The sequence below is a fragment of the Flavicella sp. genome, assembly GCF_037132785.1.
GTDB lineage: Bacteria > Bacteroidota > Bacteroidia > Flavobacteriales > Flavobacteriaceae > Flavicella.
In genome coordinates, this window is the sequence record NZ_JBAHZZ010000082.1 from 23,075 (window position 1) to 35,030 (window position 11,956).

Annotated in this window: 12 protein-coding genes and 1 pseudogene; all 13 read left to right on the top strand. The window is 30.8% G+C overall.

The genetic code is table 11. The annotated features are described in order from the left end of the window. Nucleotides 1-70 precede the first annotated feature (70 nt). Complete coding sequence (locus V5787_RS05495; RefSeq protein ID WP_336892263.1) at nucleotides 71-1,204, top strand: hypothetical protein; 1,134 nt, start codon at nucleotides 71-73, stop codon at nucleotides 1,202-1,204. Further along, nucleotides 1,194-2,165: a glycosyltransferase gene (locus tag V5787_RS05500; RefSeq protein ID WP_336892264.1), complete on the top strand. Its 972-nt coding sequence runs from the start codon at nucleotides 1,194-1,196 to the stop codon at nucleotides 2,163-2,165. Before V5787_RS05495 ends, V5787_RS05500 begins: the two co-directional genes overlap by 11 nt. Then, on the top strand, nucleotides 2,162-3,166 hold the full coding sequence (locus V5787_RS05505; protein WP_336892265.1) for a hypothetical protein: 1,005 nt from the start codon (nucleotides 2,162-2,164) through the stop codon (nucleotides 3,164-3,166). The genes V5787_RS05500 and V5787_RS05505 overlap by 4 nt, the downstream gene beginning before the upstream one ends. Nucleotides 3,167-3,172: 6 nt before the next feature. After that, nucleotides 3,173-4,132 carry a glycosyltransferase family 2 protein gene (locus tag V5787_RS05510; protein WP_336892266.1) on the top strand — a complete coding sequence of 320 codons (960 nt, stop codon included), beginning with the start codon at nucleotides 3,173-3,175 and terminating at the stop codon, nucleotides 4,130-4,132. After that, nucleotides 4,132-4,956: a glycosyltransferase family 2 protein gene (locus tag V5787_RS05515; protein ID WP_336892267.1), complete on the top strand. Its 825-nt coding sequence runs from the start codon at nucleotides 4,132-4,134 to the stop codon at nucleotides 4,954-4,956. The genes V5787_RS05510 and V5787_RS05515 overlap by 1 nt, the downstream gene beginning before the upstream one ends. After that, entirely contained in the window at nucleotides 4,953-5,534 is a 582-nt protein-coding gene (gene rfbC / locus V5787_RS05520) for a dTDP-4-dehydrorhamnose 3,5-epimerase (protein ID WP_336892268.1), read from the top strand. Before V5787_RS05515 ends, rfbC begins: the two co-directional genes overlap by 4 nt. Next, nucleotides 5,531-6,397, top strand: a complete 867-nt coding sequence (gene rfbD, locus V5787_RS05525; protein ID WP_336892269.1) for a dTDP-4-dehydrorhamnose reductase — start codon at nucleotides 5,531-5,533, stop codon at nucleotides 6,395-6,397. Before rfbC ends, rfbD begins: the two co-directional genes overlap by 4 nt. Before the next feature lie 37 nt (nucleotides 6,398-6,434). Beyond that, complete coding sequence (gene rfbB / locus V5787_RS05530) at nucleotides 6,435-7,487, top strand: dTDP-glucose 4,6-dehydratase (protein WP_336892270.1); 1,053 nt, start codon at nucleotides 6,435-6,437, stop codon at nucleotides 7,485-7,487. Between the two features lie 28 nt (nucleotides 7,488-7,515). Further along, the gene (gene rfbA / locus V5787_RS05535) at nucleotides 7,516-8,388 is read left to right on the top strand and encodes a glucose-1-phosphate thymidylyltransferase RfbA (RefSeq protein ID WP_336892271.1); all 873 of its coding nucleotides are present in this window, start codon (nucleotides 7,516-7,518) and stop codon (nucleotides 8,386-8,388) included. 137 nt (nucleotides 8,389-8,525) lie between these two features. Beyond that, on the top strand, nucleotides 8,526-9,917 hold the full coding sequence (locus V5787_RS05540) for an undecaprenyl-phosphate glucose phosphotransferase (RefSeq protein ID WP_336892272.1): 1,392 nt from the start codon (nucleotides 8,526-8,528) through the stop codon (nucleotides 9,915-9,917). A gap of 297 nt (nucleotides 9,918-10,214) precedes the next feature. Then, nucleotides 10,215-11,192 (top strand): Gfo/Idh/MocA family oxidoreductase, encoded by a 978-nt coding sequence (locus tag V5787_RS05545; protein ID WP_336892273.1) that lies wholly within the window; start codon nucleotides 10,215-10,217, stop codon nucleotides 11,190-11,192. Between the two features lie 76 nt (nucleotides 11,193-11,268). Further along, the gene (locus V5787_RS05550) at nucleotides 11,269-11,694 is read left to right on the top strand and encodes an adenylyltransferase/cytidyltransferase family protein (protein WP_336892274.1); all 426 of its coding nucleotides are present in this window, start codon (nucleotides 11,269-11,271) and stop codon (nucleotides 11,692-11,694) included. 148 nt (nucleotides 11,695-11,842) lie between these two features. Further along, nucleotides 11,843-11,956: pseudogene (locus V5787_RS05555) on the top strand (IS1595 family transposase); the annotation flags it as partial.

The following is an 11,956-nucleotide window of genomic DNA, read 5'->3' on the forward strand; positions in this document are numbered from 1 at the left end:
TAAAAATTTAATTATTCTGTTTGTAGTATTGTTTAGCTATTCTGCTTTTTACTTTTACAAACCTGTTTTTTTGAAAATACGAATTTTAAAAGCTGTTTATTGGTTTTTATTATTGGTCGCTTTTTTATATTCTTATCGTGAGTTTTTATTTAAAAAACTTCAAAAGTATAGATATTCGAATTCTATTAAATATTTGTTGTTATTAATGATGTTTAGTGTCTTTACTGCTTATTATTCATGGAGTCAGCCATTTGACTTGAGTATACGAGGTCTCCTTCCTTATCTTTCGTTTGTATTGTTTTTTGTCCTTTTAAAATTGCAACCAAATTTAGAATTGATAGAAAAACTAATATGGATGTTTTGTTTTTCATACATTATTTGTTATTTATATAGTCTTTTTAATTTCCCTAACGTAACGTTTGGAGATGAATCAAAAGGAATTCACTCTAATCGTGGGGTGTATAGGTTTTTTATTCCTGGGAGAAGTTTTATTTATTTAGGTTTTTTTTTAGCATTGTCTAAATATTCTATTAAAAAAAGTAAATTTTGGTTGATTTCTACAATAGCTTTATTTGCGTTTATTGTTTTACACGTAATCAGGCAATATATTTTAATAACATTTGTTATAGGCTTTTTTGTTATTTTCAAAGAGTTGGTTTTATGGAAAAAAATTAGTTTTATTTCGGTAGTTGTCTTGATTGTATCCTATGTATATAGTCGATTACCTTTCTTACAATTATTAGTGAAAATCACTGAGGGTCAGATTGTAAATTCAGGGTCTGAGGATATACGAACAAAAGCTTATAGTTTTTTTTTTACTGAGTTTTCTCCAAATATATTTTCATTTTTATTTGGGAATGGTGTACCTCATTATTCTAGTCCCTACGGTTCTTATTACATACATACCTTAAACTACAAAGGAATTTATATGAGCGATGTCGGGTATGCTCAAGTTTTTGCTCTTTTTGGACTCTTAGGACTTCTTATATTGGTACATTTGTTTTATAAGGTTATAGTTCAAAAAGATATTAAGGTAGAGTGTTCTTTTGCAAAATGGTATATTATTTTTCTTGCGTTTGCAAATGTGTTGTCTGGGTTAGTGCTTTTAAATTCTACAATTCTTACAATTTGTATTGCCTTGTATGTATTAGAGTCTTGCTACAGTTCTCAGAATAATTTAATGATTGAAGTGGATGAAAAATAATAATCAACATGTTTTTTTTAGTATTGGAATTCCGGCTTTTAAATTAGCTTTTTTAAAAGAATGTATTGATAGTGTCTTGGGGCAGTATTATGTCAATTTTGAATTGATTATAGTGAATGATAACTCGCCAGATTCTATTGATGAACTTGTAAATTCTTATGATGATTCTAGAATTAGATATTATAAAAATGAGGTAAACTTTGGTGCAGAGAATGTGGTTGAGAATTGGAATAAATGTTTATCTATTGCTAAAGGAGATTATTTTATTCTATTAGGAGATGACGATGTTTTAGAAAAGAATTATTTGTATGAGTTTCATAAATTAATATTAGAATATCCTAATTTGAATGTGTTTCATTGTCAATCATATATTATTAATGAATTTTCAATTAAAATTGATATAACCTCTTCTTTACCTTCTTATGAAACAACTATAGAGAATATTTGGCATAGAGTTAATTTAGTACGACTTCAATATGTTTCAGATTTTGTATATAAAAGAGAAGAATTTATCAGAGATGGTGGATTTTTCAAGTTGCCTTTGGCTTGGGGGTCTGATGATTTGTCTTCTTATATAGCGATGAAAGACAAGGGTATTGCCCATGTCAATTTGCCGTTGCTATGCTATAGAAAGAGTTCTCTTACGATTTCATCTACATCAGATAATGCCAAACTTAAAATTAAGGCAATTAACAGGCTGCATGATTGGTTGGTTGTTTATTTAGAAGAAACGACGTTAGTAGGTAAGGATAAGGTATTGATGGATAGTATTGTGTCTATGCTCCCAAGTTATACTCAAAAGAAAAAAATACACGCAATGACTAATTCATTTTCGAGTGGAATGTTTAAATATTTAACTTTTTGGTTTTTTAATAGAAAAACATTCAAGATATCAATCTTTGATATAGTATATGCATTTTTGGTTTTTTTGAAGAATAATCATTTATTATTAAATAAATGAAAGATATATATATATACCCTCCATATCCCCCTTTGGATAGAGAGATGATTAGGAATCCCTATGTAGAAAACTTATCCGAAGGATTGTTACATTATTTTAATGTACTTACCTATAGACGGTTCGTTGAAGTTTCGATTATTGACCTCTGTAAATCAGTATTCAAAATGGATATAATATTGTTTAATTGGATTGAGGATTTGGGATACCGTAATAAAGGAGGTGCTCAATTTTTAGTTTTCATTTTGACTTTTATAGTAATGAAGATTCGGAGGGTTAAAATTATTTGGTTTTATCATAATATTCACCCTCATTTAGGAGAGAGTTTTATTTCGAAATTGATTAAAAGAATATTATTTAAATATTCTGATTTAATTATTGTACACTCAACTTTAGCTTATGATTACTGTGATAAAAGAACGAAGTCAAAACTTGTCAATTTAATTCATCCAAACTCCGATATAAATACTAGAAATTTATTGCATAAAAAATCTAATTATGATATTTTTATATGGGGAACAATTGAACCCTATAAAGGGATTGTTCCTTTTTTAGAATTTTTAAAAGACAAAGAGATAATGTATAAAATTAAAGTCATTGGTAGTTGTTCTAATAAAGAGTATTTCAATAAGTTAAAATCTTATGAAACAAATTTGATTTCAATAGAGAATAGATGCCCCTCTTTTGAAGAAATAGAAGATTATATAAATATGTCTGATTTTATTGTTTTTCCATACATATCGAATGCCTTTTCTAGTTCAGGTGCTTTATTCGATACTTTAGCTTTTAAGGGGAATGTAATTGGCCCTAATAAAGGTGTGTTTTCAGATTTATCAAAAATGGATCTTTGTTTTGTTTTTGATACCTATGAGGATATCATTACACATATTCACAATAAAAAAATTATTGATAATAATTTAATTATGGAGTTTGTAAATACTAATACATGGGAGGGGTTTTGTAAGTCAGTATATGGTAATATTATTCATTTATATAGGTGTTAGTTGGTTATGAGTGTGGTTGATGTTATTATTCCAAGTTATAAAAGACCAATATATTTGAGTAGAGCTATAGACAGTGTTCTTTCTCAAACATATTCAAAGGTCAGAGCCATTGTAGTTGATGATAATAATTTTGGAGATGCATTTAGAGAAGAGACTCAAAAGATGATGCAAAAATATATTGGAAACCCAAAAGTGATCTATTTGAAACATGAGGTAAATAAAAATGGCGCAGCAGCTAGGAATACTGGAATAAGATACTCTAAAGCCGATTATATTGCATTTCTAGATGATGATGATTTTTATAAACCGGATAAAATAAGAAATCAAGTAGAAAAAATTAGTAACTTGGATGATACTTGGGGAGGAGTCTGTTGTTTTCATACTAGAAGGTACAAAAATTATACTTTTGCCATCTATTCTGTTAAGGAAAAAGAAAGTGGTAATTATGCTTTTGATTTTTTATCAGGGATAACCAGCACTCCGTCTTCTACACTTTTGGTAAGAAGGTCACTATTTAATACTATTGGATTGTTTGATGAATCTTTTGTGAGGCATCAGGATTTAGAATTCCTTATGAGGTTTTATAGATCTTATAAAATGGCCGTAAGTCCAAATTATGATGTCTATATGCAAACTGAAGGTTTTAGAAATTATCCTAATTCAAAACAAGCATTTCAGATTAAAGCAAAGTTTTTAAAAACTTTTGAGGTTGACATAAGCTCGTTTGATATGAATATGCAGATGAAGATTATGAAAAACCAATGGTTTGAAGTAGCTTGTTTGTTTTTAAAAGAGAAAGACTATAAAAGTGCTAGGGATTTGTTTAATAAGTTTATCTTTGTTGAGGGTGTAATAAAATTTAAAGACATACTGAGAGTCTTATTTTTTCTTATTTCAGGATATTTTCCTCGATTTAAGAAAATAACGAGCTGTTTTCTGGGTTTAACTATATACCGTAAATATTAATGTCTAATAGGAGTACGAATTCACCTTTTATTTTTCAAGTTTCAATCGTTACAGTTGGAATGAACCATTTGTCATATCTAAAAGTTTTGCTTAAATCTATATTTTTAGACCACCCTCCTACTGTTAGTTTTGAGTTTATTTATGTGGATAATTGCTCAATTGATGGGAGTCTTGAATTTGTAAAAAGAAACTATGAAAAAGTTGTATTAATTGAAAATAAAAAAATAAAAGGTTTTGGTGAAAATAATAACATAGGAGTTTTAAAATCATCAGGTAAATATGTTGCAATTATAAATCCTGATATTACTATCTTAAGAGGAAGTATTGATAAACTCTTTGGATTCCTCGAATTAAATGGAGAGGTTGGTATTGTTGCACCTCAATTATTAAATCCTGATTTGTCTATTCAATATTCAGTAAGGAGGTTTATGTCATTAAAAATATTATTTTGGAGATTGGTTACTAAAGGGAAAGATACTTCAAATAATAAAATTATTAAGGCATATCTGTTAAATGGTATAGATGTGTCTAAAACACAACCCGTAGATTGGGCTATTGGAGCTTCGCTTTTTATGACAAAATCATTTTATAATGAATTAAGTGGTTTCGATGAAGATTATTTTTTATATGTAGAAGATGAGGACTTATGCTATAGGTCCTGGGTTAAAAATAAGTCAGTGATATATTTCCCAGAAGCTAAAATGATTCATAACCATCTAAGATTGAGTTCTAAATTGAATAAAACTACTTATCTTCATTTTAAGAGTATGATATTGTTTTTATTTAAAAATGGGTTTTTTATTAAAAATGAACAAAAAACATGAAAATAACAAAAACAAAAATCCCAGAAGTACTTGTTTTCGAGCCGTCAGTGTTTGGTGATGATAGAGGCTATTTTATGGAGACATTTCGCTTAGACGAAATTCAAAAATATATTGGAAATGTAAATTTCGTACAAGATAATGAATCCTTTTCTGAGTATGGAGTATTACGTGGTTTGCATTTTCAAAGACCTCCTTTTACCCAAAGTAAGTTGGTGCGTGTAATGCAAGGAGAGGTTTTAGATGTAGCAGTAGATATTAGGTTAGGATCTCCTACTTATGGAGAGCATGTTTCCGTTTTATTAACGGGGGAAAACAAAAAACAATTATGGGTGCCTCAAGGTTTTGCTCATGGTTTTGTAGTTTTGAGTAAAACAGCTCAATTTGCCTATAAATGTGATAATTATTACAGCCCAGCTCATGAAGCTGGTATTAGCTGGAACGATGCAACATTAAAGATCGATTGGAAATTAGCCTTAGAAGATGTACGCCTTTCAGAAAAAGATAAAACTCAAAGTAAATTGGAAGAAATTAAAACTTTTACCTTTGAGGCTTTTAAGCAAGAAAACGTATATAAATGAAGATATTAGTTACAGGAGCAAACGGTCAATTAGGATCGGAAATAAAAGAAAGGCAAGAAGATTTTCCTAATTGGAATTTTTTGTTTTGTGATGTAAGTGAATTAGATATCACGAATTTAGAAGCAGTAGAAAGTTTTGTTTCTAAAAATGAGATTTCTGCAATTGTGAATTGTGCGGCATACACGGCTGTAGATTTAGCAGAGACTAATATAGAATGTTGTGAGGCTGTAAATGTTATGGGAGCAAAAAATTTGGCCATTGTAGCAGATAAGAATAAAATAAAATACATTCATACTTCTACCGATTTTGTTTTTGATGGACATCATTATTTGCCTTATAAAGAAAAGGATTGTCCTAATCCAATGACGGTGTATGGACGAACAAAATTGCAAGGAGAACAGGAGGTTTTAAATAAATGCCCTAAATCGATTGTCATTAGAACAGCCTGGCTGTATAGCTCTTATGGAGGGAATTTTGTAAAAACGATGCAGCGTTTAGGAAGAGAAAGAGAACAGCTTAATGTGATTTTTGATCAGGTAGGAACGCCTACTTGGGCTGGAGATTTAGCAGGTGTTATTTTAGAAATTATAAGGGAGTTGGAAAAAGGAGGAAGTCAAAAAGGATTGTATCATTATTCCAACGAAGGATTGGCTTCTTGGTATGATTTTGCAGTTGAAATCATGGAACTTTCTAACTTAGATTGCAAGGTGCTTCCTATTGAGACAAAAGAGTATCCGACACCAGCACCTAGACCAGCGTATAGTGTGTTAAATAAATCAAAAATTAAAAATGATTTTGGACTAGAAATTCCACATTGGAAACAGAGTTTGAAAAAATGTATTTTAGCAATACAAAAGTTATAAAAACTGTACACACTAAGTCGTACTAAAATAAAATAAAATGAAAACGATTGCAATAACTGGAGGAGCAGGGTTTATAGGTTCTCATGTAGTACGTCTTTTTGTAAAAAAATACCCAAATTATAAAATTGTAAATATAGACAACCTGACCTATGCAGGGAATCTCGCAAATTTAAAAGACGTAGAGTCAGCTTCAAATTACGAATTCATAAAAGCGGATATTGTAGATGCACAAATGATGTTTGAAGTATTTGAAAAATATAAATTTGATGCTGTAATACATTTAGCAGCGGAATCTCATGTTGATCGATCTATTAGCAATCCAACGGAATTTGTATTTACCAATGTTATCGGAACAGTAAATTTATTAAATTCAGCAAAGAAAATTTGGAAGGGTGATTTTGAAGGTAAATTGTTTTACCATGTTTCAACAGATGAGGTATATGGTTCTCTTGGCAAGGAAGGTATGTTTACGGAAGAAACTAAATACGATCCACACAGCCCTTATTCGGCGTCTAAAGCTAGTTCTGATCATTTTGTAAGAGCCTATTTTGACACCTATGGTTTACCTTCATTAATTTCTAACTGTTCTAATAATTATGGCTCTTTTCAGTTTCCTGAAAAATTAATTCCTTTGTTTATCAATAATATTAAAAAAAACTTACCACTTCCTGTTTATGGAAAGGGAGAAAATATTAGAGATTGGTTATGGGTAGAAGATCATGCACGTGCTATTGATAGTATCTTTCATAAAGGAAAGCTTGGTGCAACCTATAATATTGGTGGGCATAACGAATGGACGAATATAGACTTGATCAAAGTGCTGTGTTCCATTTTAGATAAAAAATTAGACAGAGAATCTGGAGCCTCAGAAAAGTTAATTACCTATGTGAAAGATAGAGCGGGTCATGATTTGCGTTATGCAATTGATGCGACAAAATTACAAGATGAATTAGACTGGGTTCCTAGTTTACAGTTTAAAGAAGGGCTTGAAAAGACGATTGATTGGTATTTGGAAAATGAAAACTGGATGGAAAATATTACCAGTGGTAATTATCAAGAATATTACGATAAACAATATAATGAACGTTAGGTTTTGCCTAGCAAGTTAAAAATTTTATATGAAAGGAATTATTTTAGCAGGAGGATCTGGCACAAGATTATATCCCATAACCAAAGGAATATCGAAGCAACTGTTGCCAATTTTCGACAAACCTATGATTTATTATCCCTTAAGCACTTTGATGCTGGCAGGCATTAAAGAGGTTTTAATCATTTCAACACCTCAAGATACTCCGTTATTTGAAAATTTGTTAGGAGATGGTTCTCAGTGGGGGATAAAGCTTTTTTATAAAGTACAGCCATCGCCAGATGGTTTGGCTCAGGCATTTATATTAGGGGAAGATTTTATTGGAGGGGATGATGTTTGTTTGGTGCTCGGCGATAATATATTTTATGGACAAGGGTTTTCAGGGCAATTAAAGTCGGCTGTGGATACAGTGAAAAATGAAAAAAAGGCCTGTATTTTTGGGTATTATGTAACAGATGCTGAACGTTATGGAGTAGCAGAGTTTGATACGCAAGGAAATGTAATAAGTATAGAAGAGAAACCAGAAAAACCAAAGTCAGATTATGCGGTGGTTGGCTTGTATTTTTATCCTAATTCAGTAGTTGAGATTGCTAAAAATACAAAACCGTCACAACGGGGAGAATTAGAAATTACTTCTGTAAATCTAAATTATTTAAAGCAAGACAATTTAAAAATGAGCTTATTGGGTCGTGGTTTTTCTTGGTTAGATACAGGTACTCACCAATCCTTGCTAGAAGCTTCTAATTATATTGAAACGATTCAAAATAGACAAGGGTTAATGGTGTCCTGTTTAGAGGAAATAGCATGGAGGAAAGGTTGGATTTCTGACAAAGACTTGCAAAACCTCGGAGAGTCCTTAAAAAAGAATCATTATGGAAAATATTTACTTAGGCTATTAAAGTAAATTATGTCTAAATAAGAAGTCGGAGTTCGATTACTGAAGTTAATTTATTTACCTTTGTCTAGGATAGGCAACTTCAGGATTTACAGACTGTATAATTGACTATTTTTTGTGTACTATTAAGTAATTTTAATTAATGTATGTTACAAGGGAAATCTAAATATGTACCACTTTTATCTGCAATTGTGGATGTGATATTGATGATTTTTGCATTTTTTGTAGCCAAGAAAATTGTTTTTGAAGGTGTCCTTCCTGAAAAAAACTTTTATGGAATCGCAGGTCTTGGCTGTGTGATTTTATGGGTGGTTATTGCACTTAAAATGAAGTTATATGAGTTACCTAGAATTATATATGCTCATAAAGTTCTGTCTAGGAATATCTTAGCTGTTGTCGTGTATGCGTTTTTAAGTGGAGGTCTTATTTTCTTTATTACAGATTGTAAATATTCTCGGATGTTTTTAACTATGATTATTGTTGCTTTTTTTGGTTTTATTTTACTATGGAGGATTGTAATTATATTCTTTTTAAAACGCTATCGTAGAAGTGGGTATAATTATAGAAAAATCTTATTAGTGGGTTTCAATGATAATATGTGTAGTTTGATTAAAAAGGTGTATTTGAACCCTAACTATGGTTTTCAGATTGTAGGATTATTTACTGATAGAAAAGTAGATAAAAATATTGAAAAGTACCATATTGGGAAAATATCTGAAGTTTTTAACTTTTTAAAGTCAGAGAAATTAGATGAGATTGTTGTTTCTTTGGAGCGTAAAGATCCTGCGTTTATCATTGATTTGTTGCAATATGCCGATAATAATTTAGTTCGGGTTAAAATCATACCTGAATTCTCAGAATATCTATTTCAGAGTTTTGTTATTGAGTATATTGAAAATATCCCGATCCTACAGACAAGAAAAGAACCTTTACAAAGTTTGGTTAACCGAATGTTTAAAAGAGTATTTGATTTTGTGTTTTCTTTAGGGGTTATACTATTTGTGTTTTCATGGTTGTTTCCATTGATTGCTTTGATTATAAAAGCAACAAGTAAAGGGCCTGTGTTTTTTGTGCAAGAAAGAACAGGGAAAGATGGAGTATCTTTTAAATGTTTTAAATTTAGGTCGATGACCGTAAATAGTCGTTCAGACAAGTTACAAGCAACACGTTATGACCATAGAATTACCTCTTTTGGTGCATTTATGAGAAGAACGAGTATTGATGAATTGCCTCAAATACTAAATGTATTGTTAAATCAAATGTCATTGGTTGGACCTCGGCCACATATGTTAAAGCATACAGATGAATATAGATTGTTGGTGGATAAGTTTATGGTACGCCACTTTGCTAAACCAGGCATTACAGGCTGGGCACAAATAAACGGCTTTAGAGGAGAAACAAAAATGGTAAAAGATATGGAAAACCGTGCAAAATATGATATTTGGTATATAGAGAATTGGAGTTTTTTACTTGATATGAAAATTGTTTTTTCTACGGTTTTGCATATGTTCTATAAGAAAGATAAAAAGGCATATTGAAATTTTATTTTGATTGGGTTTTGAAAATTGCTTAATTTAGGTAGTGTTAATTTCCGAAAACAAACACTTTAGGACACTAAACTCAGTTGATTTATCGAAGTGTCATTGAAAGTCCATTGTGGTTTATCTATCGAGCCACGCTCAAATAACAGCTTATTTAGGCTGTTTTTTTTTAAAAACGACCATTATTTTTTCGAATTTTTGTTTAAAAAACCTTACTTTTGAAACACCTCTAATACGTTATTTAAATGGTATAAAGGGATAGGAATACTGTTTAATCATATAAGAAAAAACTAGATGAAAAAAAATTTTGCTCTTGTAGGAGCAGCTGGTTATGTTGCACCAAGGCATTTAAAAGCTATTAAAGATGTAGGAGGTAATTTAGTAGCGGCTTTAGATAAAAATGATAGTGTTGGTGTTCTGGATAGTTATTTTCCTGAAACTTCTTTTTTTATTGAATACGAACGCTTTGATAGACATATTGAAAAGCAGAAAAGAGAAAATAATATTCAATTGGACTATGTAAGTATTTGTACACCTAATTATTTACACGATGCTCATATTCGTATGGCCTTACGAACAGGGGCTCATGCTATTTGTGAAAAACCACTTGTATTGAATCCTTGGAATCTAGATGCACTTTTGGATATTGAAAAAGAAACAGGAAAAAAAGTATATACAATTTTACAATTGCGTTTGCATCAAAGTATTATTGAGTTAAAAGAAAAAATTGCTACAGGCCCAAAGGATAAGGTCTACGACGTAGATCTTACTTATTTAACTTCTCGTGGAAACTGGTATTATGCATCTTGGAAAGGATCTGTTGAGAAATCTGGAGGTATTGCTTCAAACATTGGAGTGCATTTTTATGATATGTTATCTTGGGTATTTGGTGATTTAAAAGAAAATACGGTGCATTTGCATAGTCACGATAGAGCTTCTGGGTATTTGGAGTTTACACAAGCACGTGTAAAATGGTTTTTATCCATTGATTATGACGCTTTGCCAAACGAAGTAAAAGAAAAAGGACAGCACACCTATAGATCTATTACTGTAGATGGGGAGGAAATTGAGTTTAGCGGTGGATTTACAGAATTGCATACAAAAAGTTATCAAGATATACTGGCAGGTAATGGCTTTGGATTAGAAGATGCTAGGCAGTCAATTGAAATTGTACAAACCATTAGAAATGCAAAAATCAGTAAACAAGAAGAGGGGAAATTTCACGAATTTGTAAATTTACCTGTTTCTAAACATCCGTTTAATAGAAGTTAAGCTAAAAGGACTAATGATTTATGTTTGTAAACTTAAAATAGTATCTTGTTGCAGATAAATATGAAAAAATAAAATCATGAAAATAGGAATTACGTTTAGTGCTTTCGATTTGTTGCATGCAGGGCATATTACAATGCTAGAAGATGCGAAAAGACAGTGCGATTATTTGATATGTGGAATTCAAACAGACCCAACTTTAGATAGACCAGAAAAAAACAGACCTGTGCAATCTGTGGTTGAAAGATATATTCAATTGAAGGGTTGCAAGTTTGTAGATGAGATTGTTCCTTATGCTACAGAGCAAGATTTGGAGGATATATTGCGATCATTTAAATTGAATGTCCGTATTATCGGTGAAGAATATGCAAATAAAAAATTTACAGGAAGAGAATACTGTGAAGAAAAAGGAATTCAATTATATTTTAACAAAAGAGAACATAGATTTTCAAGTAGTGGACTGCGTAGAGAAGTACATATTAAGGAAAAATTAAGAGAAAAATAGACTTAGAAACAGCCCCTTTTTAGAGGGGTTGTTGTATTTGTATGGTAGTTGCAATATTTGCAAATGTTGAATTTAAAGCTTGTGCCATTTAAATGTTCCGAGTTAGTCATTTAATTTCTGTATCTTAGTGTCATTAAATATAACAGATATGGATGTTTTTCAAGGTCAAAATATACTGAGTTTTATAAAAGAACTACCAAATGATGAAGCTTGTAAGGCTTATTTAGCCAAAATAAAATGGTCTGAAGGTTTTATATGTAGT